We start from the raw sequence: 24,201 nt of genomic DNA on the forward strand, positions 1-24,201 counted from the left end.
CCTAAAGCGTGTTTGAACCGGCTTTGTCAGCCGTCCAGAGTTTCGAAGGCGCGACGTTTCCCGTTGCGCCTTTTTCATGACCGCCGTCGCCGGAGGCAAAGGACGCTTTATCGGTCAATGCCGTGGCTGATCGCCGGAGCAATCGTCTGGCGCGAATTGCCTTCGGTGCCACGATCTATTTGACCAGCCTTCAGCGTTGCCGCCGTCGCCAAAACTTTCTCTTGCCGATAGCGCTAAAATAAAGGACAAATTTCCCTTCGGGCATTTGCCGGCCCGAAACTGGACTTTATGGGATCAAAGGGAGCTTCCCATGCCGCAGACCGGCACCGTCAAATTCTTCAATCATGCCAAAGGCTTCGGCTTCATTACGCCCGACGACGGGCAGAAGGATGTCTTCGTTCATATTTCGGCCGTGCAGGCTTCGGGTCTTTCCGGTCTGGAGGATGGACAGAAAGTGACATTCGACACCGAGCCGGACAAGCGCGGCAAGGGTCCGAAGGCCGTCAACCTGTCGGTCGGCTAAGCTGGCTCAAGACAGTCCGGACGGAGATTGACGAGGCGGAGCGCCTTGCGTACGCGCTTGGTTTTGCCGCAAGAACTGGATCGTATCAGCCAATTCCGTTCAGCCCCCGTTCAGCCACGGTCTTCTATTAATCGTCCCCTAGGCTGGACCGCATCCCCGAAAACTATCCGGGCCGGCACGAAGGAGACCAAAATGAATCGCATTTTCAAGACCGCCATCCTGGGCGCCGCTCTGGCCGCGACCACCCTCGCCACCTTGCCTGCCGCCAATGCCAAGGACTGGAACCGCTGGCATCATGGCCATGGTCGTCATCATAATGGCGACGCGCTTGCGGCCGGTGTCGTCGGCCTTGCGGCCGGCGCTCTGATCGCCGGTGCGCTGAGCAACCCGCAGCCGCGCTACAGCAGCTATGACGACGATTACGACTACCGCGAAGTGCGGCCGGCGCCGGTGCGCCGTTACTATGCCGAACCGCGGGTCGTCTATGCCGACCGCTATGCCGAGCCGTGGACCCGCGACTGGTACGAATACTGCTCGGACCGCTACCGGAGCTTCAATGCCCGCAGCGGCACGTTCACCGGCAATGACGGTGAGCAGCATTTCTGCGTCGCGAATTGAGCTTCCCTGTCCCACAAAAAGCGCTGACCGCAAGGCCAGCGCTTTTTTTCTTGGCAGAAAGACATCGCTAAGTCAGGAAGGGATTGGTCCGCCTTTCCTCGCCAAAGCGGCCACCCGGGCCGTGGCCGCAGATGAAGCCGATCTCGTCACCGAGCGGCAAAAGCTTGTTCTTAATCGAGGCGATCAGCGCCGCATGGTCGCCGCCCGGCAGGTCGGTGCGCCCGACCGAGCCGCGAAACAGCACGTCGCCGACATGAGCGAACTTCGCCGCGCGATTGTAGTATACGACATGGCCGGGCGCATGGCCGGGGCAGTGCAGCACCTCGAACATATGTGAGCCGAACGAAACCGTCTCGCCCTCTGCGAGAAACCGGTCGGGCACGCAGTTGCGCGCCCCGGCAATGCCGTAGCGCTGGCCCTGGTTCTCGAGATTGTCGAGCAATAGCTTGTCGGCTTCGTGCGGGCCGATGATCTCGATGCCGAGTGCTTCCTTCAGCTCCATGGCGCCGCCGGCGTGATCGATGTGGCCATGGGTGATCCAGATCGCAGCGGCGGTGATCGCATTGTCCTTCAGCACCGCCAGCACCTTGTCGATGTCGCCGCCCGGATCGACGACGACGCCATGCTTGTCATCCATGTCGAACAGGATGGTGCAGTTCTGCTGGAAAGGCGTGACCGGCACGATGCCGGCATTGAGCTGACCCATGATTGTCCTTTCGCTGTTCCAGCGTGATGTAGAGGCGCGGGCGAAGGCCGTCCACTGCTGAAAGGCAAACAGTCCGTCCTAAAACAGAAATGGGCGGCCCAACGGCCGCCCATTTGACGAAGCCTGAGTCTCGAGCAATTCCAGGAAAAGTGTAAAGCGGTTTTCCGTCCGGAATTGCGTAAAACAACAAACTAGATCATTCGCCGTGAAACGGTGAATGATCTAGAGGCTTACTTCTTCATCGCGCCCATGACCGCACCGATGATGCCGGTCAGGATGGCGCCGCCGCCGGCGCCGCCGAGCAGGTTTTTGAGGTTCAGCGTATCACCCAATCCGCCCGCTGCCGTGGCAGCCGCTGCCGGGTCGGCCGTACCGCCGAGCAGGCTGCCGAGGATCGCCGCGCCGCCGACGCCGCCAACGGCGCCGCCGAGGATTTTGGTCAGCTGGCCCATCGCCGCATTCTTCAGCGCAACGCCGACCGCCTGACCACCGACAACACCTGCAATTACCTGCACAACGAGCGCAATGAGCGTATTCGTATCCATGTACCTAGTCCCTCCATAGCTGCCAGCCTCCCGGGCCGACACCATCATGAGACGCTGAATTATACGAAAGTCAAATGCACAGATGCTGAAATAAAGGGGCCGGCCTCAAAACCGCCCCTGCTTGCGAAAAAAGCTGTGACTTTCGTTATTCTGCGGCTATCGCATGCTTAGGTTGCACCGCAGCAGAATAGTCGTTCATCAAAGTCTTGGCGATCTCGCCGACCTCGAATCGGTAGGGACCGATCTCGGAGACCGGCGTCACTTCCGCTGCCGTTCCGGTGAGGAAGCACTGTTCCAAGCCTTCGAGTTCCTCAGGCATGATGGCGCGCTCGACGACTTCAAGGCCGCGGTCCTTGGCGAGGCCGATGACGGTGCGGCGGGTGATGCCGTCGAGGAAGCAATCGGGCTTCGGCGTGTGGATCTTGCCATCCTTGACGAAGAAGATGTTGGCGCCCGTTGCTTCGGCGACCTGGCCGCGCCAGTCGAGCATCATGGCATCGGCATAGCCCTTGGCCTCGGCGGCATGCTTGGACATGGTGCAGATCATGTAGAGGCCGGCGGCCTTCGACTTCGACGGCGCGGTGCGCGGATCGGGCCGGCGCCATTCCGCCAGATCGAGACGGATGCCCTTGAGCTTCTGCGCCGGGTCGAAATAGCTCGGCCATTGCCAGATGGCGATGGCGCAGTTGATGCGGCTGTTCTGCGCCGACACGCCCATCTGTTCGCTGCCGCGCCAGGCGATCGGCCTGACATAGGCGTCCTGGAAACCCTGCTTCTTCAGAAGCGTGGTCGAGGCGTCATTGAGCTCGGCCACGGAATAGGGAATATTGAAGCCGAGCAGGCGCGCCGATTCATGCAGACGCTCGGTGTGCTCATTGAGCTTGAAGATGGCACCGCCATAGGCGCGCTCGCCCTCGAAGACGGCGCTGGCATAGTGCAGGCCGTGGGTCAGCACGTGGATCTTGGCGTCGGCCCATTTGACGAACTCGCCGTTGATCCAGATGAAGCCGTCCAGTTGGTCGAAGGGAACGGATGCCATGGAAACCTCCCGCGGGCGGCGACCCGCATATCATTGGTGTTGTTTTTGTTGCGCGACAGCCGCGTCGGGCGGCCCTTGAAGCGTAAGCGGAGAATCGAACTCTGGCAAACTCAGGAAGTTCCGGAAAAACCGCACTCCCTTCCCTTTTCGTTCGCAATCCGCCCAAAAGCTTGCCAAAAATTACCATTGCAGGGGAATTACGTCAATAGTACTGACATATTTCCCTCTATGGACGGAGAAATGATGACGGATCGAAGCCCAGCTGCCGGAAAACCGATCAAGACGCCGATCACCGACGAGGACGGCATCGACTTCGCCATCATCGAACTGTTCTTCTTTGCGTATCGCGATTTCACTTCCGATCCGGACCAGATCCTGGCCGATTACGGCTTTGGCCGCGCCCATCACCGGGTGCTGCATTTCGTCAACCGCCGGCCGGGACTGACGGTCGCTGAACTGCTCGACGTGCTCAAGATCACCAAGCAGAGCCTGGCGCGGGTGCTCAAGCAACTGATCGACACCGACCATATCGTGCAATTGCAGGGTCCGCGCGACCGCCGCCAGCGGGAGCTCTATCCGACAGCCAAGGGCCGCGCCTTGGCGCTGGCCCTGGCGCGGCCACAGTCACGCCGCATCCGTGCTGCATTGGAAGATTCCGGAGCCAGCGAGCGCCCCTTGATCGAACGATTCCTGGAAGCCATGGTCAATCCGGAACTAAGGGCGCAGATCGACATTGTGCCTGCAAACATGTCAGGGAAAAGCCATGGAGACCATTGAGAGGGTGGACCAGCCGACAGCGCCGGACGATGATGCGCCGCATCTGCTTGTGGTCGACGACGACACCCGCATCCGCAATTTGCTCAAGCAATATCTGACCGAAAACGGTTTTCGCGTCACTGTCGCCGGAAATGCCGGCGAGGCCAGGCGCAAGCTCGCCGGGCTCGACTTCGACCTCCTTGTCCTCGACGTCATGATGCCCGGAGAGACCGGCGTCGACCTCACCAAGGCGCTGCGGGCGGAGAAGAACGTGCCGATCCTGATGCTCACCGCGCTATCGGAAACCGACAGCCGCATCACCGGGCTCGAGGCCGGCGCCGACGACTATCTGCCCAAGCCCTTCGACCCGCGCGAACTGATCCTGCGCATCAACAACATCCTGCGCCGCGGCGGCCCGGCGACGACGCCCAAGGTCGAGCAGCTGGTCTTCGGCCCCTACACCTTCCAGATCGCCAGGCGCGAGCTGAAGCGGGGCGGCGAGGCTCTGAAGCTGACCGACCGCGAGCAGGAGATCCTGGCGATCTTTGCCGCGCGGGCCGGCGAAACCATCCCGCGCCATGAGCTTGTCGGCGACGATTCGGAAGTCGGCGAGCGCACCATCGACGTTCAGATCAACCGGCTGCGCCGCAAGATCGAGCGCGATCCGTCCAATCCGGTCTGGCTGCAGACGGTGCGCGGTATTGGGTATCGGCTCAGCGTGGAATAGAATGCCGCTGACGGCCGCCCTTTGGCCATAGATATGTGGCCATCGACCAGCGGCCATTGACCCAGCGGAAGGATAAATGGCGACCACGCAACTGGAACGGCCGGAACAAGGCGGCTTTGGCGCGCGCGTATCACGCGCGCTGAAAGCAATGCCGCGTGCCTGGAAGCGGTTCTGGCGGCTGGTTGCGTTCTATATGCCCAAGCGGCTTTATGCCCGCTCGCTGATCATCGTCATCGCGCCGATGATCCTTCTGCAGTCGGTCGTCGCCTTCGACTTCATGGAACGCCACTGGGCAACCGTGACGCAGCGCCTGTCGCAGGCCACCGTGCGCGACATCGCCGCGATCATCGACATGATCGAGACCTATCCGCATGATGGCGACTACGCCAACATCATCCGCATCGCCCAGGACCGCATGCAGTTGAAGGTCGACCTCTTGCCGCCCGACCCGTTGCCGGCGCCTGGACCCAAGCCCTTCTTCTCGATCCTTGACGACGTCCTTTCCACCGAGATCACCCGCCAGATCAACCGCCCGTTCTGGATCGACACGGTCGGCAATTCCAACATCGTCGAGGTCCGCATCCAGCTCGAGGGCAAGGTGCTGCGCGTCTTCGTGCGCCGCAGCCAGGCCTATGCCTCCAACACCCACATCTTCCTGATCTGGATGGTCGGGACGTCGCTGGTGCTGCTGACGATCGCCATCCCCTTCCTTCGCAACCAGATCCGGCCGATCCTGTCTCTGGCCGAGGCCGCCGAAAGCTTCGGCAAGGGCCGGCCGATGCCGCGCGATTTCCGCCCACGCGGCGCCGAGGAGGTTCGACGGGCCGGCTTTGCCTTCATCCAGATGCGCGAGCGCATCGAACGCCAGCTGGAACAGCGCACCGCCATGCTGACCGGCGTCAGCCACGATCTCAGAACCATCCTCACCCGCTTCAAGCTGCAGCTGGCGCTGGCTGGCGGCAAGCCCGAGACCAAGGCCGCGCTCAACCAGGACATCGACGACATGCAGTCGATGCTGGAAGGCTATATCGCCTTTGCCCGCGGCGAAGCGTCGGAAGATGCCGGCCATTTCGATCTCGAGGCCTATTTCCAAAAGCTCGGCGAGGAGGCGTCGCTGCACAAGCGCAAGCTATCGACCGTGCTTGCCGGTGATCCGGACGTGCATGTGCGCCCGCACGCTTTCGCCCGGCTGTTGTCCAATGTCGCCGGCAATGCCTTGCGCTATGCCAAGACGGTGGAGATCAGCGCCGATCACGGCCGCGGCTCACTCGTCGTCACCATCGACGATGACGGTCCGGGCATCCCGCCGGAAAAGCGCGAGGACGTGTTCAAACCGTTCGTGCGGCTCGACGAGGCGCGCAACCTCGACGCCAGCGGCACCGGCCTTGGTCTCTCTATCGCCCGCGATATTGCCCGCAGCCATGGCGGCGACATCATGCTGGAAGACAGCCCGCTCGGCGGCCTGCGGGCGGTGATCAAGGTGCCCGCCTGACCAAAGCATGATCTGGAAGGCGGGCTCGGCCAAAAACCACCTTCATCCGCCCGTCATGAAACCATGGTCAAGAGCGCGCATGAAGCGCGCGACCTCAGTTGATTCGGCTCAGCCGCCTTACTTCGACCTCGTGCATGCCCGGGTGCGGTGGAGCGAAGCGAGGGCAGCCGGCCCGTACCGCTATCGCATCAAGGCAACCGTCGACCCGAGCAAAGGACCGCCATGCGCATCCTGATGGTCACCGACGCCTGGCGGCCGCAAGTCAACGGCGTCGTCCACACGCTGGAGCGGCTCACCGAAACGCTGAAAACCTTCGACGTTGCGGTCGACTTCCTGACCCCGAACATCTTTCGCACCTTGCCGTTGCCGACCTACCCCGACATCAGGCTGGCGCTGACCACGCCCGGTCATGTCGCGCGGCTGATCGAGGCTCGCAAGGCCGACCATATCCATATCGTCACCGAAGGCCCGCTCGGCATCATGGCGCGGCGCTATTGCCGCAATGCTGGCCGTCCCTTTACCACCAGCTATCACACCCGCTTTCCCGAATATCTCAGCGCCCGCCTGCCGGTGCCGGAGAGCTGGGCCTATCGCTGGCTGCGTGATTTCCACAATTCGGGACAAGGCACGCTGGTCGCCACCCAGTCGCTGGCGGAGGACCTTGCGTCGCGAGGCTTCACCAAGCTCAGGCCGTGGACGCGGGGCGTCGACACCGATCACTTCCGCCCGGACAAGAAGAAGGACCTCGGCTTTCCCGGCCCGGTATTCCTGTGCGTCGGCCGCGTCGCCATCGAGAAGAACCTGAGCGCCTTCCTCGATCTCGACCTGCCCGGCAGCAAGGTGATCGTCGGCGAAGGACCGGAACTGGCTAGGCTCAGGGCGAAGTACCCGCAGGCGCACTTCCTCGGCCATCGCCCGAACGATGAGCTGGCCGAGATCTACGCCTCGGCTGATGTTTTCGTTTTCCCCAGCCGCACCGACACGTTCGGCAACGTCATCATCGAGGCGCTGGCCAGCGGCACGCCGGTGGCCGCCTATCCGGTCACCGGACCGATCGACATTGTCGGCGACGGCATCGGCGGCGCGGTGTCGACCGATCTGCGCGAGGCCTCGCTCGCCGCGCTCAATGTCGACCGCGCCGAGGCGCGCGAACGCGCCATGCGCTACAGCTGGAAAGCCTGCGCCGAAATGTTCATGGACACGGTCGAAGAGGCGCTGAGCACAAGGCGCAAGCTGGCCGCCTGACGCAATCTTCCTAAAACAACCTGCCGCCGTCCGGCACCTTGCGCTCGATGGCGCCAAGGACCACGGCGCCTTCCTCATCAGGGAAGCCGAGCGTGAGCACTTCCGACATGAACGGACCGATCTGGCGCGGCGGGAAATTCACCACCGCAAACACCTGCCGTCCCACCAGCGTTTCCGGCGCATAGTATTTCGTGATCTGTGCCGAGGATTTCTTCACGCCGATCTCAGGGCCGAAATCGATCTTCAGCTTGAAGGCGGGTTTGCGCGCCTCGGGGAAAGGCTCGGCCTCGACGATCGTGCCGGCACGGATGTCGACACGATCAAAATCGGCAAAGCTGATCTCGGGCTTGCGCGCGCTGCTCGAACTCATGGAAGCTCAAGCGTTGCCATAGGTCTCGAACAGGACGCCGGCCAGCGCATCCTTGGCCGAGGTTCCCGACCAGACAACGAACTGGAAGGCCTGGAAATAGCACTCGCAGGCTTCAAGCGCCGACGACAAAAGCACCTCGACCTGCTGGCTCGACGGTTCGACCCCGCCGGCGAGCAGCAGCGACTGGCGAAACATGATCGCGCCCTCCTGCTCCCAGAGATCGAAATGGCCAAACAGCATCTGCTCGTTGATCAGCGACAAAAGCCGCATCACTTCCAGCGCGCGGGCTTCCGGCACCTTGATGTCGAAAGCACAGGCCAGATGCAGCGCCTCGAAATCCTCCATCCATGAGAAGGAGACGTGATAGTCGGTCCAGCTGCCGGCAACCGAGATCGAGATTTCGTCATCGCCGGCCCGTTCGAAGGACCAGTCATTGTTATGGGCGACCTGCTCGATGACATCCACCGGATGGATTTCGCGGGAGAATTCGAGTTCGAGAAGTTCCATGGAATGCTTCCTGTGTTCAGGGGAGCGCCACACGCTCCGCGGGGCACACACGACGAACAATCTTGTCTTGAACTCGGACGGCCAGGACTTCACGACACAAAGACCCCGGACCGGACCCCACCGCCCGGCCGCATGACCCTGCTCCGAATCATGCAACAAATTCAGTCTATTGATCGGGAGTCGCGTGAACAGCCTAATTTTTCGCACTGCGTCATCAGCATGTGGAAAGGCGCTGTCACAAAGATTCATGCATCGCCGGTAAACGATTCACGGCAAAGCATTTTTTCGGATTGTGCTTTGTGGAAAAGTTCAAATTTTATTTTTTTGCTTTGGGCTTTGCCGCAGCCACAGGTGCGACCTGTCCGGTCAATTCGGCAAGCCTGGCCTCGAGCGCATCGATGCGGGCGGCCAGCCTGGTGTTTTCTTCGCGGGCCTTGGCAGCCATGTCGCGGGCAGCCTCGAACTCCTCGCGCTGCACCACATCCATGGTGTTGAGGATGCGCTCGGCCTGCCCCTTGAAGGCAGTCTCCACCTCGCGGCGCACGCCTTGTGCGGCACCCGCGGCATCGGTCATCAGCTTGGCGAATTCATCGAGAATGCGGTTCGGTCCGGTCGACATGGCAAATCCTCGCTTGCTGGAATTGACGTAGTGGCACTGCCTGCGGAATGCAAGAACGTTGAAGCTGGTGCGGCTTCATGTCGGACGCGATTTGGCTCACGGTCCGGCCGACAGATTGCTATTATCGCAAATGGATTCTTGGAACGACGGTTGCCGTGACGGACAGTGCGGACTTGGAGAAGCGCTTTGCAGCACTCGATGCAGCACTCGCAAAGGGCATTTCGGATGCCAGTGCGGGCCGGGTCTAGCCTGGCGACGAGGTGCTGGACAGGCTTGAAGCCAAATACAGGGCAATGGCAGAGAGAACCAAGTGAAGTTACTGGTCTTCACAGACCAGCGGCCTAGTTTTCCTCACGACTTGCTCCAGGCAAGAGTCACTCTCATTCAGGATCAACCAATGGCAACGCCCCCGCGCCGACCGACCAATCCGATGGAAGCCGCTGAAGCGGCCTTCAAGCCGGTCAAGAAACCCGCGCCTCCCATTCGCGAACCCTCCGCCGCACCAAACGTTCGCGAGCTTGTCTCGATCAGGATCGATCGCGCCGTGCTCGACCATTTCCAGGAAGATGGCCCCGGCTGGCAAGACAGGATCAACGATGCGCTCAGGCAATTGGTCGCCGGCAAGCCGCAGGGTTGAGCCCATTATCTCTGACGATCAGGCTGTCGTCACCTTGCCTTGACCCCGCCAAAACCCTGCCGCATGGTCCGCGCCCGAACGCGAGCCCTTCCGGGAGACCCTGTTGAACGACTATTTCCTGCTGCCGATGGCTTCGCTGCCTTTCCCCAACATCGACCCGATCCTGGTTCAGATCGGCCCGCTGGCTGTGCACTGGTACGGCATCGGCTATATCGTCGGCATCCTGTTCGCCTGGTGGTACGCCAAGCGGCTCGTCACCAACACAAGGCTGTGGCCTGATGGCGTCTTGCCGATGAAGCCGATCGACCTCGACGATTTCATCGTCTGGGCCGCCGTCGGCGTCGTGCTCGGCGGACGCACCGGCTATGTGCTTTTCTACGATTTAAAGCGCTATATCGACCACCCGCTCGACATCTTCGCCGTCTGGCAGGGCGGCATGTCGTTCCATGGCGGCCTGCTTGGCGTCATCCTCGCCATGACGCTGTTTTCCCTCAGGCGCGGCATCCGCACCTTGACGCTGTTCGACGTGGTGGCAGCCGGCGTGCCGGTCGGGCTCGGCCTCGTCCGCATCGCGAACTTCGTCAATGCGGAACTCTGGGGTCGCGTGACCGACGTGTCGTGGGGCGTCGTCTTCTGCAACGAGCGTCTCCAGCAGACCGTGGCGGGTTGTGTCGCGGGCCTGGAGCCTCGCCATCCGAGCCAGCTCTACGAAGCGCTGCTCGAGGGCGCGGTGCTGTTCCTGGTCCTGCGCTTCCTCACCCATTCGCGGCTAAAGCTGAAGACGCCGCGCTTCGTCGGCGGCGCCTTCATCTGCGGCTACGGCCTGTCACGCATCTTCGTCGAGTTCTTCCGCGAGCCCGACCAGCAGCTCGGCTACCTCCTCGGCGGCTGGCTCACCATGGGCATGGTGCTGTCGCTGCCGATGGTGCTGGCCGGCATCTGGGCGATGGCCACAGCCAAACCGGCGCCGCAACCACAGCCGGCATGACACGGCTGAAGACCCGCATCGTCGACCTGATCGGCGCGCTCGGCCCCCTCCCCGTCAACGAGTACATGGCGCTCTGCCTGTTCGATCCCAGCGACGGCTACTACACCACGCGCGAGCCGTTCGGCGCCGCCGGCGACTTCGTCACCGCACCCGAGATCAGCCAGATGTTCGGCGAACTCGTCGCCGTCTGGCTCTATCAGGCCTGGCTGGCGATCGGCCGACCCCTGCCGGTCACCATCGCGGAGATCGGGCCTGGCCGCGGCACGCTGATGAAGGACATGCTTCGCACCCTGACGCGGCTCGATCCGGCTATCGCCGCCGGAGCCTCCTTCGCTCTGGTCGAGACCAGTCCGCGGCTGACCGAAATCCAGAAGCAGACGCTTGCCGAAACTTCGGTTGAGCTCGGCTGGCACGAAACCATCGCCACACTACCGCAGGCGCCGTTGCTGATTGTCGGCAACGAATTGTTCGACGCTGTGCCGATCCGCCAGTTCATCCGCGCCGGCGCCGGCTGGCGCGAACGGGTGATCGGCCTCGATGTCTCAGACGAGTTGAGCTTCTTCGCCGGCGCCGGCTCGGTCGAGGCGACGCTGCTGCCGGAAGACGCCGCCGAGGCGCCACAAGGCTCTATTTTCGAAATAGCACCGGCCCGCGCGGCACTGATGGCGGCCATTGCCGAACGCATGGCCGACCACGGCGGCGCCGGGCTGTTCCCCGATTACGGCCATCTCCAGCCCGGTTTCGGCGACACATTGCAGGCCGTGCGCAGACACGCCCCAGAAGATGTGCTGGCCAATCCCGGCGAAGCCGATCTCACCGCCCATGTCGACTTCGCGGCACTGGCCGCCGTCGTGCGGGCACATGGCCTCGATGTGGAATTGGCGACGCAGGGCGACTTTCTGCTTGGCATGGGATTGCTTGAGCGAGCTGGCCAGTTGGGCAGCCAGGCAAGCCAAGAGGCACGACAAACCATTGCCGATGCTGTCGAGCGCCTGGCCGGATCCGACGGCATGGGCACGCTGTTCAAAATCCTGAAAATCCTGCCGCATCAGCCAGTCTGACCCTCAGAGATCGTTACAAGCCGTCCCGCGACGCCGCCTATGGTCGCATGCCTGCTTTTGGCCAATGCAAAGTCGACGCGGCAGCACTGTCGCAATCACTCGGCCGAACTTCGCCTTGACGAAAACGCCGGCGCGGACAACAAACCCATCCATGCTGAATCAGACCAAACCGGATCCTGTTCGCTCGCCGCTGCTGGAAGCGGCCAAGCCGCGAGGTATCCGCCATGGCTATTTCACCCGTATCGGCGGCGTCTCCGGCGGCATCTATCAGGGACTTAACATCGGCACCGGGTCGGATGACGATCAGATGCTGGTCGCCGAGAACCGCCGCCGCGTCGCTACCTGGATGGGTGTGCCGGCCAGCCATCTCCTGACCGCGCATCAGGTCCACTCGCCCGATGTCGTTATTGCCAGGGAACCCTTTCCCGGCCCGCGGCCCAAGGCCGACGCCATCGTCACCGACCGGCCGGGCATCGCCATCGGCGCCTCGACGGCCGATTGCGGCCCGGTGCTGTTCGCCGATGCGCAAGCGCGCATCATTGGCGCTGCACACGCCGGCTGGAAGGGCGCTTTCACCGGCGTGCTTGAAAACACCATTGCCGCGATGGAAAGCCTCGGCGCCCGCCGTGAGCGCATCATTGCGGTTCTCGGTCCTTCGATCGGCCCCGACAATTACGAGGTCGGGCCGGAATTCGTCGCCCGTTTCGTCGAAGCCGATGCCGAAAACATCGGCTATTTCGCGCCTTCGGCCAATCCGGCGCATGCAATGTTCGATCTCAACCTCTATACGGTCGACCGGCTGAAGAAGGCTGGCGTGACCGCCGAGGGGCTTGGCCGCTGCACCTATGCCGAGGAGGATCTCTTCTTTTCCTACCGGCGCGCGACGCATCGCAAGGAACCGGACTACGGTCGGCAGGTTTCGGCAATTGTTTTGGAGAACGGATAATGGCGCTGCATTTCGAACGGTCGGAATTTGACGCCCGGCGTGACCGGTTGATGATCGAGATGACGGAAAAGAAGCTCGATGCTGTACTGCTTTTCGCCCAGGAGAGCATGTACTGGCTAACCGGCTACGACACGTTCGGCTTCTGTTTCTTCCAGTGCCTGGTTGTGAAGGCTGACGGCTCGATGGTGCTGCTCACCCGCTCGGCCGATTTGCGCCAGGCGCGCCACACCTCGATCATCGACAACATCGTGCTGTGGACCGACCGCGACGGCGCCAACCCGGCGATCGACCTGCGCAACCTGCTCAACGACCTCAATCTCCTCGGCGCCCGCATCGGCGTCGAATACGACACCCATGGCCTGACCGCCTTCAATGGCCGCCGCGTCGACGAGCAGCTGCAGACCTTCGGCCAGATCGCCGACGCCTCCGGTATTGTCGGCCGTCTGCGCCTGTTCAAGAGCCCGGCTGAAATCGCCAAGGCCGAAAAGGCGGCCAACCTTTCCGACGACGCGCTCGACGCGGCCCTGCCGCTGATCAAGCAGGGCGGCGACGAAGCGCTGATCCTTGCCGCCATGCAGGGCGCGGTGTTTGCCGGCGGCGGCGACTATCCGGCCAATGAATTCATCATCGGCTCGGGCATCGACGCGCTGCTCTGCCGCTACAAGGCCGGGCGCCGCAAGCTGACCAAGAACGATCAGCTGACGCTCGAATGGGCCGGCGTGTTCCATCACTATCACGCGCCGATGATGCGCACCGTGCTGACCGGCAAGGCGTCGAAGCGCCATCAGGAGCTGTTCGACGCCGCCCGCGCGGCTCTTCTGGCGGTCGAGAAGGCGATGACGCCCGGCAACACCTTCGGCGACGTCTTCGACGCGCATGCCCGCACGCTGGAGGCGCACAGCCTGACCAAGCATCGGTTGAACGCCTGCGGCTATTCCGTCGGCGCCCGCTTCACCCCGTCCTGGATGGATATGCCGATGTTCTACCAGGGCAATCCCGAGCCGATCGCGCCCAACATGACATTGTTCGCGCACATGATCATCATGGACTCCGAAACCGAGACGGCGATGACGCTTGGCCGCACCTACCTGACCACCGAATCCCAGCCGAAGCCGCTTTCACGCCATGATCTCGACTTGATCGTACAGTGAATCCATAATGGTTGGTCCACGCGGGGGCGTTCGCGACTAAGGAGTTTTCGGGCAGATGAGACGATCGCATGTGACGACCGTGTCATTGCTCGCAGCGCTTGTGCTGGCCGCTTGCACCAATGCCAAGGACGTCCTTGAGCCGTCCGCCATCACGCCGCCGGCAGCCTCGGCCCAACCGGCTCAGCCCTTGGCTGCCCCGGGCATCGCGCCCGCCGCCACACCAGCGCCGGCCGTCGGCGCCACGACACCCGCCAACCCCGCGCAGAGCGCCGCCGCTTTGTCGAAGACCCGGCTGCAGATCGCGCCGATCGTCGGCGCCTCCGTGGAAGCGGCAACGCCGCTGACGGCCGAACTGCAGACACGCGCCAAGCAGCGCGGCATCACCCTTGCCGGCAGCGCCGACCAGGCCGCCACCCATGTGCTGAAGGGCTACTTCTCGACCATGACGGAAGGCAAGGATACCACCGTTATCTATGTCTGGGACGTCTATGACCCCGCTGGCAACCGGCTACACCGCATCAATGGCCAGCAGAAGGCGCCCTCGGTCAATGCCGCCGAAGGCTGGCCCGCGGTTGCACCCGCTACCATGCAGGCGATCGCCGACCAGACGATCGACCAGTTCGCGGCCTGGCTCGGCGGCAGCGCCGGCTGATCCGCCTGTTACCGGCTTCCGTTCACTGTTGACGTTTTTGAGATTAGCCGGCGGATTCCCGTCAACGAGGCTTGCAATACCGGCACGGCTCGCTACAAGCCCGATTAAGAGGACCTCCCCATCCTTCGCCAGGAACGGTGCATGAAGCTTTTCGCGGGCAATTCCAACCGGGTGCTGGCCGAAGCGGTCGCCCGCTATCTCAATGTCCCGCTGGGCAAGGCCAGCGTCAGACGCTTCGCCGATCAGGAAATCTTCGTCGAAATCCAGGAAAACGTGCGCGGCGAGGATGTCTTCATCCTGCAGTCGACCTCGTTCCCGACCAACGATCATCTGATGGAACTGCTCATCATGATCGATGCCTTCATGCGCTCCTCGGCCAAGCGCATCACCGCGGTCATCCCCTATTTCGGTTACGCCAGGCAGGATCGCCGGGCCTCGGGCCGCACACCGATCTCGGCCAAGCTGGTCGCCAACATGATCACCCGCGCTGGCGTCGACCGCGTTTTGACGCTCGACCTCCATGCCGGCCAGATCCAGGGTTTTTTCGACATTCCGACCGACAATCTGTTCTCGGTGCCGGTGATGGCCCGCGACGTGAAGGCAAAATACAAACAGCTTGCCAATGTCGTCGTCGTCTCGCCCGATATTGGCGGCGTGGTGCGCGCCCGCGCGCTCGCCAAACGCTTCGACGCACAACTGGCCATCGTCGACAAGCGCCGCGAACGTCCCGGTGAATCCGAAGTGATGAACATCATCGGCGCGGTCGCCGGCAAGGATTGCCTGCTGATCGACGACATCGTCGATTCCGGCGGCACGCTGTGCAACGCCGCCGATGCGCTGCTCGCCAACGGCGCTACCAGCGTCACCGCCTATATCACCCACGGCGTGCTGTCGGGCGGTGCGGTCGCCCGGATCAGCGGCTCGAAGCTGCAGGAACTGGTGATCACCGATTCCATCCAGCCGACGCAAGGCGTGCTCGACGCCCCGAATATCCGCGTCATCTCCATCGCCGACCTGATGGGCGAGGCGATTTCGCGCACAGCGACCGAAGAGTCCGTGTCGAGCCTGTTCGATTAATCCATGTTGCCCAAAAGCGTGCCCACGGGCCTGGCTCGGGGGTAATCTCCTTTTTGGAATCTGCCCCAAACCGTCGTGAAAGGAGCCAGCTGATGCGCAATCGAATCAAGGCTGCAGGCATCGCAGGAATGCTTCTCGCAATCGGCATCGCCAGCGCGGCCTATGCGCCGACAATCGCTCCGGTTTCGACCGCGCAGGCGCAAACGGAATATCTTCCCACCGAAAAGGATTTCATCGGCAAATGGAGCATCGCAGGGTCCGCAATCCGGCCACCGCGTGATCTGAAAGAGCCGGCGAAGCCCGACCAGGAAGCGTCTGCGACCGAATTTCAGCAGACTGTGACCGCCTTTTATGGCGCCTTCGACTATCTGGAGATCACGGCGGACGGCCGCTACAATTTTCACCAACCGGGTGACCCGGCATCGGGGCCTTGCGTCTGGTGCGGGACATGGTCGTTCAAGAACGATTCCCTGTGGCTCGAACTGGACACGGCGCCCAGGCTCGACATCTACGCCGAGGGCGGCGACATGCAGATGACCTACACGGCCGAGCCTGAAGAGACGTCACGATACAAATGGCTTGTTTTCAGCTGGACCAAGGCTGATTGAACTGAGGGGTGAGGCGTTCTCGCGCACGCCAACCGAAGCATCGGTGTCAAGCCCGATCTCCTGAGGCGGGCAGTCAGTCCATGGTTGCATTGTGCGAGGAGTTCACCATGGCCATACTGCCCCTCCAATCAACGGAGGAGTAGCAGATGCGGCGTAGGACTTTGCTCGGGCTCGCGGTTTCCATCGCAGCCACCCTTTCAGCACCGGCGGCCTGGGCCGCCGATTTTCCGGACCGGACCATCACCATGGTTGTCCCCTTTTCCGCCGGTGGCTCGACGGATCTGGTCGCGCGCCTGGTCGCCAACAAGATGTCCGAAAAGCTGGGCCAGCAGATTGTCGTCGAAAATGTCGGCGGCGCCGGGGGCAGCATCGGCGCTGCCCAGGTCGCCCGAGCCGAACCGGACGGCTACACGATCCTGATGGGCACGGTCGCAACCCACGCGCTCAACCCGCTGATCCTGAAGACAAAGCCCTACGATGCGGAGAAGGATTTTGCGCCGATATCGTTGCTCGTGCTGGTGCCAAACGTCCTGGTCGTAAACCCTGAATTCCCCGCCAAGGACGTCAAGGAACTGATCGAGATGCTGAAGAAGGACCCGGACAAATATGCCTACGCCTCATCGGGCAATGGCACCCCGCTGCATCTCTCCGGCGAGCTTTTCAAGACGATGGCCGGCGTCAGTATGCAGCACATTCCCTACAAGGGCGCCGGACCGGCCTTGAACGACGTTATCGGCAATCAGGTGCCGATGATGTTCGACAACCTCCCCTCTTCATCGGGCCATATCAAGAGCGGGACGCTGAGAGCGCTTGGCGTCACCACCAAGGAGCGCGTTCCCTCCTTCCCCGACATACCGGCCATTGCCGAAACCATTCCCGGCTATGAAACCTACAGCTGGAACGCTCTGTTCGCGCCCGCAGGCACGCCGCCGGAGGTCGTCGCCGTTCTTCAGAAGGCGGCAGTTGAAGCCCTGAAAGACCCTGATGTGATCGCCCGCATGGCCCAGTTCAGCGCCTCGATAGTGGCCTCCACCCCGGAAGAGCTTGGAGCGCATGTGAAGGCCGAACTCGCCAAATGGGAACCGATCGTCAAGGCCAGCGGCGTTCAGCTGGACTAGGGCCTACGACAAAGTGCTGCGGGCTTTTTCCTGGCGCTACGGCGCCGGGGCCTCAAGTCGAGGCTGAGCCCGCCGCATGCCTTCGTCGCGGGCGCCGCGCATATAGCCGCGCGGCGAGGCCCCGAGCATGCGCTTGAACATGGTTATGAATGCCGGCACGCTGTCATAACCGAGGTCGAGCGCCACCCTGGTGATCGGCTCGCCATCGGCGAGCCTGGGAAGTGCCGCAAACAGGCAGGCCTGCTGGCGCCAAGTCGACAAGGACAGTCCGGTCTGGCGCTGGAAGGCGCGGGTGAAGGAGCGCCGGCTCATCCCCGCGGCATCGGCCCACTCGTCGATCGTGGCATGCGGCGACGGTGCCGCCACGAAGCGTCAGCAGAGCGCCGCCAGCCTGGGATCAGACGGGAACGGCAGGCCGAGCGGCCGTTCCGGCAAGGTCGGGATCTCGTGCAGCAAGAGGTTCATGATCAACCCGCCGCGGCCTTCCAGTTCGCCACCTTGCGGCAGCTTTTCCGATTCTACGATCAGGCTGTGCATCAGCTCGGTGACGCCGACGACACGCAAGCCTTCCGGCAGGCCGGGGATAGCGCCCGGCATGACATAGACCGAGCGCATCGAGACGTCGCCCAGCATTTCGACAGAATGCTCGGTGCCGGCCGGTATCCACATTGCGTGGTCGGGCGGCACCATCCAGCGCCCGTACCTGGTCGTCACCAGCACGACACCGACCAGCGCATGCAGCAGTTGGCTGCGGCTGTGGCGGTGTTGCGGCACGAGGTAACCGTCCGGATATTCGGTCGGCAAAGCCACCGCCGGCCCGGAAACCTCCTCCAGCCACTGCCAGCGGCTTTCGTGCAATCGGCCGAGATCGGCATTGCCGGCGCGGAAGATGTCCCTGCCATGTGGCATCGGCTATGGCCCACTTGCGAAACTATTGGACCAAACCACGAAAGAAGTCGCCTCGCAAGCGGCTTATAAGGCAGCCATCCCCAAGGCGCTCCGCAGGGGCGTCGCCCAAGCGCTTCAGACGAGCGTCCTTAAGGCGGTCCGCGGGAGCGGCCGCCAAGCCTGCCCGCGGGCAAACACCCGCCAAAAAGACCTCGGAGCCTGCCTTGACCGATACGACAGCCACCAGCATTGCACCGCAGCCAAGCGCCAGCCTCCCTTCAGCCCAGGCGACCGCCTTCACCGTCATTCTGGCGGTGAGCTTTTGCCACGGCATCAACGACATCATGCAATCGCTGCTGCCGGCGATCTATCCGCTGCTGAAAGAGAATTACGGTCTCGATTTCTGGCAGATCGGTCTTCTGACCTTCACCTTCCAGGTCACGGCGTCGCTGCTGCAGCCGGTCATCGGCATGATCACCGACAAGCGGCCAATGCCCTATTCGCTGCCCTACGGCATGGCGTCCTCGCTGATTGGCCTGATCGTTCTGGCCTATGCCGGCCACTATGCGCTGCTTCTGGTCGGCGCCTCGCTGATCGGAATCGGCTCGGCGATCTTCCATCCGGAATCCTCGCGCATTGCCCGCTTTGCCTCCGGCGGCCGCTTTGGCCTGGCGCAATCTTTGTTCCAGGTCGGCGGCAATTTCGGCCAGTCGATGGGGCCGCTGCTCGCTGCCTTCATCGTTGTGCCCTTCGGCCAGACCAGCATTTCATGGTTCGCCGTCGGGTCTCTGATCGGCATCATCGTTTTGTCGCGGGTCGGCGGCTGGTACAGCCGGATGCGCGCCGCGCAGGGCAATCGCAAGGCGGCAAGCTTCGTCTCCCCCTTCCCGCGCAAGAAGGTGATGGGAGCGCTGGCGGTGCTGACGCTGCTGGTGCTGACCAAGAACGCCTACATCGCCTCGCTCTCCAGCTACTACACCTTTTATTCCATCCATAAGTTCGGCGTGTCGGTGCAGATGAGCCAGGTCATGCTGTTCCTGTTCCTCGGCGCCTCGGCGCTGGGCATCCTGCTCGGCGGACCGTTCGGCGACCGCTACGGCCAGAAGGCGATGATCTGGTTCTCGATCGTCGGCGTGCTGCCGTTCACGCTGGCGCTGCCCTACGCCAATTTCGAATGGACGATGGTGCTGACGGTGCTGATCGGCCTGATCCTGTCCTCGGCCTTCTCCAACATCGTCGTGTTTGCGCAGGAGTTGGTGCCGGGACGTGTCGGCACCATCGCCGGGATCTTCTTCGGCTTCGCCTTCGGCATGGGCGGCATTGCAGCCGCCGTGCTCGGCGTCGTCGCCGACATGAAGGGCATCGATTTCGTCTTCCAGATCTGCTCGTATCTGCCGCTGCTCGGCCTGCTGACGGTGTTCCTGCCCAACATGAAGGAAGCCAGGAAGGCGCAAGCGGCGGCCAGATAAAACCGGTCGATTTTGCGGATTTGACGCAGGGCGCGGCATTGCTGCGCCCTCTGTGATTCTTTCACCATGCGCTGGTTGAAAAGCCTGCTAGAGATAGTCATCAACGAAGGCTTGGGGCCTTCGACGTCTCTGGGGGATGACATGCGCAAGATCGTATTGGCCGTATTGGGTGTGCTTCTTGTTACCTTGCCGGCGACGGCACGCATCGTTCCCTTTCCGCCGGGTTTCAAGACGCAGTCCGTCGAAACCAACGGCACCAAACTCTATGTGCGCGTTGGCGGCAAGGGTCCCGCCGTCGTGCTGCTGCACGGCTTTGCCGATACCGGAGACATGTGGGGCGCCGCGGCCATCGCCCTCGCAAAGGACCACACCGTCATCGTGCCGGACCTGCGCGGCATGGGTCTGTCGGCCCACCCGGAAGCGGGCTACGCCAAGAAGAACCAGGCCGTCGACATCGCCGGCGTGTTGGATGCCCTGAAGATCGACAAGGCAGATCTCGTCACCCACGACATCGGCAACATGGTCGGCTATGCGCTCGCCGCTCAGTATCCCAAGCGCATCACCAAATGGGTTATCATCGACGCGCCGCTGCCCGGCATAGGCGACTGGGAAAAGATCAAGCAAAGCCCGCTGCTTTGGCACTTCAACTTCCGCGGCCCTGATATGGAGCGGCTGGTCGCGGGGCGCGAGCGCATCTATCTCGACCGCTTCTACAACGAGCTGTCGGCTGACCCCAAGAAGATCGACGAGGCGACGCGCAGGCACTACGCCAAACTCTATGCCCGCCCGCATGCGATGCATGACGCTTTCGAGCAGTTCAAGGCGTTTGACCAGGACGCGATCGACAACCAGGCGATGCTTGCCGCCGGCGGCAAACTGACCATGCCGCTACTGGCTGTCGGCGGTGAAAAATCCGCTGGCACTACGCAGGCCGATCTCCTGCGGCTTGTTGCGACCGATGTAACGGGCGGCATCGTGCCCGCTTCCGGACACTGGATCATGGAGGAAAACCCCGACGACACCGTCAAACTGATCACTGGTTTTCTCGATAAATAGGCACTGTCCCGCTGACATTTCGACGAAAGCAAATGCACCCGCCTGACGGCGGCTGCATTTGCCTATCCGCCTGGACGATTCTAGGCCTTGAAGAACGCCAGCAGGTCGGCATTGATGACATCGGCATGGGTCGTCGCCATGCCGTGCGGGAAGCCCTTGTAGACCTTGAGCTCGCCCTTTTTGAGCAGCTTGACAGCCAGCAGCGCGGAGTCGGCGATCGGAACGATCTGGTCGTCGTCGCCATGCATCACCAGCACCGGCACCTCGATGGCCTTCAGATCGTCGGTGAAGTCGGTTTCCGAGAACGCCTTGATGCAATCATAATGCGCCTTGGTGCCGCCCATCATGCCCTGGCGCCACCAATTCTCGACGACAGCCTGCGACACCTGGGCGCCGGGGCGATTGAAGCCGTAGAACGGGCCGGCCGCGACGTCGTGGAAAAACTGGGCGCGGTTGGCTGCCTGGGCGGAGCGGAAACCGTCGAACACCTCGATCGGCAGGCCGCCGGGATTGGACGCCGTCTTCAGCATGATCGGCGGCACCGCGCCGAGCAATGCGGCCTTGGCGACACGGCCGCCGGAGCCGTACTTCGCGACATAACGGGCCACTTCGCCGCCACCGGTGGAATGGCCGACATGGATGGCGTTCTTGAGGTCGAGATGCGCTGCAAGCTCCGCGACATCGGCGGCGTAGGTGTCCATCTCGTTGCCGGTATCGGTCTGGGTCGAGCGGCCATGGCCGCGCCGGTCATGGGCAATGACGCGGTAGCCCTTGGACAGGAAGAACAGCATCTGGGCGTCCCAGTCGTCGCTGCTCAGCGGCCAGCCGTGATGGAAGACGATGGGTTGTCCCGTTCCCCAATCCTTGTAGAAAATTTCGGTGCCATCCTTGGTGGTGATCGTGCTGCTGCCGGGCTTGGTCATCTCGCTCTCCATTGATTGCTTCCGCGATAATCAATATCGCGATAACCATACGACTAGCGCAGGTCCAAATCCTTGTCTACACAAAATATGTATCGCGATATCATTTTTCGTGGTACATATTGATGTGCTCAGTCGGCTAAAGGAATGCCTCGTGCCTCTCCCGTTGGACAACCAGCTCTGCTTCACGCTTTACGCCACCAGCATAGCAATCAATCGCACCTACAAGCCCATGCTGGACGAGATGGGCATCACTTATCCGCAATATCTCGTGCTGAACGCACTTGCCGAAGCCCGCGGGATGTCGGTCGGCTCGATTGCGCACAGGCTCGCTTTGGAATCGAGCACCATCACGCCGCTGGTGAAGCGCATGGAACAGGCCGGTCTCGTCACCCGCCAGCGCAGCCAGACGGACGAGCGCCAAGTGCAGGTCGACCTGACGCCTGCCGGCCGCGCGCTGCTCGTCCAGTGCAACTGCCTCAACGAAACCCTGATCGAACGCTCGGGCATGACGATGGCTGATCTCGATGCCTTGAATCGGCGGATCCAAGCGCTGCGCGAAGCGTTGAGCAGCAAGCCGGACTAGCTGCCCTACAAACACGCCAGGCTTAATCCTTGCCGGCCAGCCAGCGCACGACGTTGCCCATCAGCTTGCCGTAGAGCGGCCATCCCAAAAAGTCCTGCGACAGCCAGTGTGGGCCGATGTCGGTCGCCCACGCGACGGTGCGGCCACGGCCATGCTCACGAACCGCAAGCAGCGGCCAGTCCGTGCCGCGATAATGGCAGGTCGCCAGAAGCTGGGACGAGCCGTCGCGCCTAAAATCGAGTTTGTTCATGCCGAGGATCGGCGGCAACGGACCCGCGACACCGGCAAGGATCGGATGCGACGCCTGAAGGATCGACGGCTGCAGGCTTTGCGGCACTTCCAGCCCGTCCGAGAATGGCAGGCAGCGCACGGGCAGCACGTCCTCGACCGGGGTGTCGTGGAAACGCGCCGTGCCGAACATGCCTTGGAACCCCATATAGCCGCCGGCCAGCATCAGCCCGCCGCCGCCTTCGACATAGGCCTTGAGGACGTCGAGGCGGTTGACGCCGATGCGCCCGGCGCGGGCCTCCGGCGTGACCAGCAAGGTCAGCGCGCCGACATCGGAGATCACCACCGCCTGGTATTCGGCCAGCGCGTCGAGGTCATACGGAAATTCGGCCGCACAGCGATCGCCACCGATCTGCGTCACCGCTATGCCCTCTGCGGCAAGGGCGGCATTGAAGGCCGTCGCGCCATTCACCCATGTCGCACTTGTCAGAACGTCGCCGCCGGCAGCGACCGACGTCGTCGCCGCGAAGGTCTCGCCTGCCAGCAAGAGTTTCATCGTCGCCCTCACGCTTTTCGACTGACAATTGAACGAGCGGGCGCCGGCTTGAACCGGCGCCCGCCGGGCCTTGGGAGGCTTAGAACTTAAACTCGGCCAGGTTTTCCGGCGTCACGATCTTGGCCGGGCCAAGGATCAGTTCGCCGCTGGCCCCGATCGTGTATTCGCCGAGCCTGCCCGCCGTGAACTTCTCACCTTCCTTGCCGGTGATCTTGCACTGCGCTAGCGCCTGGGCCGCCTGATAGGACAGGTAGCCGAGATCGGTGACATTCCACCAGATATCCTGGGCAGCGCCATCCTTGATGTATTTCGAAATCAAAGTGGCCGGCGCAAGGCCGGTCAGCTTGACCTTGCCGATCATGCCGGCTTCCTCGAGTGCGCGCGCGGCCGCCGGAAGGCCTATGCCTGCCGGCACGATGATCACCTTGAGATCCGGAAACGCCTGCACCAGCGCCAAGGCCTGCTGCTGGTTGACCTGCTCGCTCTCCTCGCCATAGGCGACCTGCACCAGTTTCATCTTGGCGTATTTCGGCTCTGCCGCCATCTTCGCCTTCATGAAGTCGATCCAGGCGTTCTGGTTGGTCGCCGTCGGCGTCGACGACAGGATGGCGAACTCGCCTTCGCCGCCGCTGAGGTTGAATGCGCTTTCCAGCATCATTTCGGCCAGACTGTCGCCCTTCACCTGGTTCACGAACACCGCGCGCGCATCGGCCGCGACGTCGGAATCGTACGAGATCACCCGGACGCCTTGCTGAACGGCGCGCTTCAGCGCAGGCGCAACGGCATTGGCGTCGTTGCCGGCGATAGCGATGACGCCGACCTTCTGCGACACAAGGCTGTTGATGAATTCGATCTGTGCCTCGGCCGTCGCCTGCGACGGGGCGACCTGGGTGGCGGTGCCGCCAATTTCCTTCGCCGCCTCTTCGGCGCCGCCGAAAGCCACCTTGAAGTAGGGATCGGTGTCGAGCTTGGGCAGGAAGCCGACGGTCACCGGTTCCTTGGCGCATTCCTGGCTGTAGGCCAGCGAGGCCGGCGCAAGCAGAACCGCGGATGCGAGCAGAGCTATTCTAAACGCTTTCATTGTGTCTCCTCCGTCAGAATTCGGGCTTGAAG

General features: G+C 62.6%; 28 protein-coding genes and 1 pseudogene. 19 read left to right on the top strand and 10 right to left on the bottom strand.

The window, feature by feature from the left end:
* Positions 1-310 precede the first annotated feature (310 nt).
* Positions 311-523, top strand: a complete 213-nt coding sequence (locus tag NLY44_RS14800) for a cold-shock protein (protein WP_023672019.1) — start codon at positions 311-313, stop codon at positions 521-523.
* Between the two features lie 192 nt (positions 524-715).
* On the top strand, positions 716-1,141 hold the full coding sequence (locus NLY44_RS14805; RefSeq protein ID WP_023672020.1) for a BA14K family protein: 426 nt from the start codon (positions 716-718) through the stop codon (positions 1,139-1,141).
* A gap of 67 nt (positions 1,142-1,208) precedes the next feature.
* On the opposite strand, the gene NLY44_RS14810 is transcribed toward NLY44_RS14805, so the two are convergent.
* The 3 genes from NLY44_RS14810 to NLY44_RS14820 all read right to left on the bottom strand — a co-directional run bounded on the left by NLY44_RS14810 (position 1,209) and on the right by NLY44_RS14820 (position 3,431).
* Positions 1,209-1,847 (bottom strand): MBL fold metallo-hydrolase, encoded by a 639-nt coding sequence (locus tag NLY44_RS14810; protein WP_023695789.1) that lies wholly within the window; start codon positions 1,845-1,847, stop codon positions 1,209-1,211.
* Positions 1,848-2,077: 230 nt separating this feature from the next.
* On the bottom strand, positions 2,078-2,392 hold the full coding sequence (locus NLY44_RS14815) for a hypothetical protein (RefSeq protein WP_023672022.1): 315 nt from the start codon (positions 2,390-2,392) through the stop codon (positions 2,078-2,080).
* Between the two features lie 145 nt (positions 2,393-2,537).
* Positions 2,538-3,431, bottom strand: coding sequence for a branched-chain amino acid aminotransferase (locus tag NLY44_RS14820; protein WP_023695790.1), 894 nt, complete (start codon positions 3,429-3,431; stop codon positions 2,538-2,540).
* Between the two features lie 243 nt (positions 3,432-3,674).
* On the opposite strand from NLY44_RS14820, the gene NLY44_RS14825 reads away from it, so the two are divergent.
* The 4 genes from NLY44_RS14825 (at position 3,675) to NLY44_RS14840 (ending at position 7,651) form a co-directional block, all read left to right on the top strand.
* Positions 3,675-4,208 carry a MarR family winged helix-turn-helix transcriptional regulator gene (locus tag NLY44_RS14825; RefSeq protein ID WP_023683723.1) on the top strand — a complete coding sequence of 178 codons (534 nt, stop codon included), beginning with the start codon at positions 3,675-3,677 and terminating at the stop codon, positions 4,206-4,208.
* On the top strand, positions 4,195-4,914 hold the full coding sequence (locus NLY44_RS14830; RefSeq protein ID WP_023672025.1) for a response regulator: 720 nt from the start codon (positions 4,195-4,197) through the stop codon (positions 4,912-4,914). Before NLY44_RS14825 ends, NLY44_RS14830 begins: the two co-directional genes overlap by 14 nt.
* A gap of 76 nt (positions 4,915-4,990) precedes the next feature.
* Positions 4,991-6,406: an ATP-binding protein gene (locus NLY44_RS14835; protein WP_023672026.1), complete on the top strand. Its 1,416-nt coding sequence runs from the start codon at positions 4,991-4,993 to the stop codon at positions 6,404-6,406.
* Between the two features lie 222 nt (positions 6,407-6,628).
* Complete coding sequence (locus NLY44_RS14840) at positions 6,629-7,651, top strand: glycosyltransferase family 4 protein (protein WP_023683722.1); 1,023 nt, start codon at positions 6,629-6,631, stop codon at positions 7,649-7,651.
* 10 nt (positions 7,652-7,661) lie between these two features.
* Here NLY44_RS14840 and NLY44_RS14845 read toward each other — a convergent pair whose 3' ends face one another.
* From NLY44_RS14845 to NLY44_RS14855, 3 genes are all read right to left on the bottom strand, one after another.
* Positions 7,662-8,021, bottom strand: a complete 360-nt coding sequence (locus tag NLY44_RS14845) for a tRNA-binding protein (protein ID WP_023672028.1) — start codon at positions 8,019-8,021, stop codon at positions 7,662-7,664.
* Between the two features lie 6 nt (positions 8,022-8,027).
* On the bottom strand, positions 8,028-8,528 hold the full coding sequence (locus NLY44_RS14850; protein WP_006202532.1) for a type III secretion system chaperone family protein: 501 nt from the start codon (positions 8,526-8,528) through the stop codon (positions 8,028-8,030).
* A gap of 316 nt (positions 8,529-8,844) precedes the next feature.
* Positions 8,845-9,147, bottom strand: coding sequence for an accessory factor UbiK family protein (locus NLY44_RS14855; RefSeq protein ID WP_023805994.1), 303 nt, complete (start codon positions 9,145-9,147; stop codon positions 8,845-8,847).
* A gap of 77 nt (positions 9,148-9,224) precedes the next feature.
* Here NLY44_RS14855 and NLY44_RS14860 point away from each other — a divergent pair, with 77 nt between their 5' ends.
* The 10 genes from NLY44_RS14860 to NLY44_RS14905 all read left to right on the top strand — a co-directional run bounded on the left by NLY44_RS14860 (position 9,225) and on the right by NLY44_RS14905 (position 17,385).
* Positions 9,225-9,395, top strand: a complete 171-nt coding sequence (locus tag NLY44_RS14860; protein ID WP_023683721.1) for a hypothetical protein — start codon at positions 9,225-9,227, stop codon at positions 9,393-9,395.
* A 149-nt stretch (positions 9,396-9,544) separates the two neighbouring features.
* The gene (locus tag NLY44_RS14865; protein WP_023683720.1) at positions 9,545-9,784 is read left to right on the top strand and encodes a BrnA antitoxin family protein; all 240 of its coding nucleotides are present in this window, start codon (positions 9,545-9,547) and stop codon (positions 9,782-9,784) included.
* A 103-nt stretch (positions 9,785-9,887) separates the two neighbouring features.
* On the top strand, positions 9,888-10,772 hold the full coding sequence (lgt, locus tag NLY44_RS14870; RefSeq protein WP_023805995.1) for a prolipoprotein diacylglyceryl transferase: 885 nt from the start codon (positions 9,888-9,890) through the stop codon (positions 10,770-10,772).
* Positions 10,769-11,833, top strand: a complete 1,065-nt coding sequence (locus NLY44_RS14875; RefSeq protein WP_031356129.1) for a class I SAM-dependent methyltransferase — start codon at positions 10,769-10,771, stop codon at positions 11,831-11,833. Before lgt ends, NLY44_RS14875 begins: the two co-directional genes overlap by 4 nt.
* 151 nt (positions 11,834-11,984) lie before the next feature.
* The gene (pgeF, locus tag NLY44_RS14880) at positions 11,985-12,779 is read left to right on the top strand and encodes a peptidoglycan editing factor PgeF (RefSeq protein WP_023805996.1); all 795 of its coding nucleotides are present in this window, start codon (positions 11,985-11,987) and stop codon (positions 12,777-12,779) included.
* A complete protein-coding gene (locus NLY44_RS14885) occupies positions 12,779-13,930 on the top strand; it encodes a M24 family metallopeptidase (RefSeq protein WP_023672036.1) in 1,152 nt (383 codons plus the stop codon). The genes pgeF and NLY44_RS14885 overlap by 1 nt, the downstream gene beginning before the upstream one ends.
* A 55-nt stretch (positions 13,931-13,985) precedes the next feature.
* Positions 13,986-14,582, top strand: coding sequence for a hypothetical protein (locus NLY44_RS14890; RefSeq protein WP_023686118.1), 597 nt, complete (start codon positions 13,986-13,988; stop codon positions 14,580-14,582).
* Positions 14,583-14,723: 141 nt separating this feature from the next.
* Positions 14,724-15,659: a ribose-phosphate pyrophosphokinase gene (locus NLY44_RS14895; RefSeq protein ID WP_023686119.1), complete on the top strand. Its 936-nt coding sequence runs from the start codon at positions 14,724-14,726 to the stop codon at positions 15,657-15,659.
* A 92-nt stretch (positions 15,660-15,751) separates the two neighbouring features.
* The gene (locus NLY44_RS14900; RefSeq protein WP_023686120.1) at positions 15,752-16,267 is read left to right on the top strand and encodes a hypothetical protein; all 516 of its coding nucleotides are present in this window, start codon (positions 15,752-15,754) and stop codon (positions 16,265-16,267) included.
* A 146-nt stretch (positions 16,268-16,413) separates the two neighbouring features.
* Positions 16,414-17,385: a Bug family tripartite tricarboxylate transporter substrate binding protein gene (locus tag NLY44_RS14905; RefSeq protein WP_023691573.1), complete on the top strand. Its 972-nt coding sequence runs from the start codon at positions 16,414-16,416 to the stop codon at positions 17,383-17,385.
* A gap of 36 nt (positions 17,386-17,421) precedes the next feature.
* Here NLY44_RS14905 and NLY44_RS14910 read toward each other — a convergent pair.
* Positions 17,422-18,294 (bottom strand): annotated as a pseudogene (locus NLY44_RS14910) (AraC family transcriptional regulator).
* A gap of 203 nt (positions 18,295-18,497) precedes the next feature.
* Between NLY44_RS14910 and NLY44_RS14915 the strand changes: the two are divergent.
* Both NLY44_RS14915 and NLY44_RS14920 read left to right on the top strand, forming a co-directional pair.
* Positions 18,498-19,742: an MFS transporter gene (locus NLY44_RS14915; protein ID WP_023670046.1), complete on the top strand. Its 1,245-nt coding sequence runs from the start codon at positions 18,498-18,500 to the stop codon at positions 19,740-19,742.
* A gap of 141 nt (positions 19,743-19,883) precedes the next feature.
* Positions 19,884-20,798, top strand: a complete 915-nt coding sequence (locus NLY44_RS14920) for an alpha/beta fold hydrolase (protein WP_023705901.1) — start codon at positions 19,884-19,886, stop codon at positions 20,796-20,798.
* An 80-nt stretch (positions 20,799-20,878) separates the two neighbouring features.
* Here the strand turns inward: NLY44_RS14920 and NLY44_RS14925 are convergent, their stop codons facing one another.
* Positions 20,879-21,721: an alpha/beta fold hydrolase gene (locus NLY44_RS14925; protein ID WP_155929564.1), complete on the bottom strand. Its 843-nt coding sequence runs from the start codon at positions 21,719-21,721 to the stop codon at positions 20,879-20,881.
* A 151-nt stretch (positions 21,722-21,872) separates the two neighbouring features.
* Here NLY44_RS14925 and NLY44_RS14930 point away from each other — a divergent pair, with 151 nt between their 5' ends.
* Complete coding sequence (locus NLY44_RS14930) at positions 21,873-22,304, top strand: MarR family winged helix-turn-helix transcriptional regulator (RefSeq protein WP_023705903.1); 432 nt, start codon at positions 21,873-21,875, stop codon at positions 22,302-22,304.
* Between the two features lie 22 nt (positions 22,305-22,326).
* On the opposite strand, the gene NLY44_RS14935 is transcribed toward NLY44_RS14930, so the two are convergent.
* Both NLY44_RS14935 and NLY44_RS14940 read right to left on the bottom strand, forming a co-directional pair.
* On the bottom strand, positions 22,327-23,088 hold the full coding sequence (locus tag NLY44_RS14935) for a glutamine amidotransferase (protein WP_023805998.1): 762 nt from the start codon (positions 23,086-23,088) through the stop codon (positions 22,327-22,329).
* Positions 23,089-23,167: 79 nt separating this feature from the next.
* Positions 23,168-24,169, bottom strand: a complete 1,002-nt coding sequence (locus NLY44_RS14940) for a rhamnose ABC transporter substrate-binding protein (RefSeq protein WP_023695802.1) — start codon at positions 24,167-24,169, stop codon at positions 23,168-23,170.
* Between the last annotated feature and the right edge of the window lie 32 nt (positions 24,170-24,201).

The organism is Mesorhizobium sp. C089B (assembly GCF_030323125.1).
GTDB lineage: Bacteria > Pseudomonadota > Alphaproteobacteria > Rhizobiales > Rhizobiaceae > Mesorhizobium.

Coding starts and splice junctions, on each gene's coding strand:
- NLY44_RS14820 (WP_023695790.1), bottom strand. CDS start 3,431: ATGGCATCCGTTCCCTTCGACCAACTGGACGGCTTCATCTGGATCAAC.
- NLY44_RS14855 (WP_023805994.1), bottom strand. CDS start 9,147: ATGTCGACCGGACCGAACCGCATTCTCGATGAATTCGCCAAGCTGATG.
- NLY44_RS14935 (WP_023805998.1), bottom strand. CDS start 23,088: ATGAAACTCTTGCTGGCAGGCGAGACCTTCGCGGCGACGACGTCGGTC.
- NLY44_RS14805 (WP_023672020.1), top strand. CDS start 716: ATGAATCGCATTTTCAAGACCGCCATCCTGGGCGCCGCTCTGGCCGCG.
- NLY44_RS14810 (WP_023695789.1), bottom strand. CDS start 1,847: ATGGGTCAGCTCAATGCCGGCATCGTGCCGGTCACGCCTTTCCAGCAG.
- NLY44_RS14925 (WP_155929564.1), bottom strand. CDS start 21,721: ATGACCAAGCCCGGCAGCAGCACGATCACCACCAAGGATGGCACCGAA.
- NLY44_RS14940 (WP_023695802.1), bottom strand. CDS start 24,169: ATGAAAGCGTTTAGAATAGCTCTGCTCGCATCCGCGGTTCTGCTTGCG.
- pgeF (WP_023805996.1), top strand. CDS start 11,985: ATGCTGAATCAGACCAAACCGGATCCTGTTCGCTCGCCGCTGCTGGAA.
- NLY44_RS14800 (WP_023672019.1), top strand. CDS start 311: ATGCCGCAGACCGGCACCGTCAAATTCTTCAATCATGCCAAAGGCTTC.
- NLY44_RS14850 (WP_006202532.1), bottom strand. CDS start 8,528: ATGGAACTTCTCGAACTCGAATTCTCCCGCGAAATCCATCCGGTGGAT.
- NLY44_RS14840 (WP_023683722.1), top strand. CDS start 6,629: ATGCGCATCCTGATGGTCACCGACGCCTGGCGGCCGCAAGTCAACGGC.
- NLY44_RS14860 (WP_023683721.1), top strand. CDS start 9,225: ATGTCGGACGCGATTTGGCTCACGGTCCGGCCGACAGATTGCTATTAT.
- NLY44_RS14890 (WP_023686118.1), top strand. CDS start 13,986: ATGAGACGATCGCATGTGACGACCGTGTCATTGCTCGCAGCGCTTGTG.
- NLY44_RS14920 (WP_023705901.1), top strand. CDS start 19,884: ATGCGCAAGATCGTATTGGCCGTATTGGGTGTGCTTCTTGTTACCTTG.
- NLY44_RS14845 (WP_023672028.1), bottom strand. CDS start 8,021: ATGAGTTCGAGCAGCGCGCGCAAGCCCGAGATCAGCTTTGCCGATTTT.
- NLY44_RS14875 (WP_031356129.1), top strand. CDS start 10,769: ATGACACGGCTGAAGACCCGCATCGTCGACCTGATCGGCGCGCTCGGC.
- NLY44_RS14895 (WP_023686119.1), top strand. CDS start 14,724: ATGAAGCTTTTCGCGGGCAATTCCAACCGGGTGCTGGCCGAAGCGGTC.
- NLY44_RS14825 (WP_023683723.1), top strand. CDS start 3,675: ATGACGGATCGAAGCCCAGCTGCCGGAAAACCGATCAAGACGCCGATC.
- NLY44_RS14835 (WP_023672026.1), top strand. CDS start 4,991: ATGGCGACCACGCAACTGGAACGGCCGGAACAAGGCGGCTTTGGCGCG.
- NLY44_RS14865 (WP_023683720.1), top strand. CDS start 9,545: ATGGCAACGCCCCCGCGCCGACCGACCAATCCGATGGAAGCCGCTGAA.
- NLY44_RS14900 (WP_023686120.1), top strand. CDS start 15,752: ATGCGCAATCGAATCAAGGCTGCAGGCATCGCAGGAATGCTTCTCGCA.
- NLY44_RS14885 (WP_023672036.1), top strand. CDS start 12,779: ATGGCGCTGCATTTCGAACGGTCGGAATTTGACGCCCGGCGTGACCGG.
- NLY44_RS14905 (WP_023691573.1), top strand. CDS start 16,414: ATGCGGCGTAGGACTTTGCTCGGGCTCGCGGTTTCCATCGCAGCCACC.
- NLY44_RS14830 (WP_023672025.1), top strand. CDS start 4,195: ATGGAGACCATTGAGAGGGTGGACCAGCCGACAGCGCCGGACGATGAT.
- NLY44_RS14815 (WP_023672022.1), bottom strand. CDS start 2,392: ATGGATACGAATACGCTCATTGCGCTCGTTGTGCAGGTAATTGCAGGT.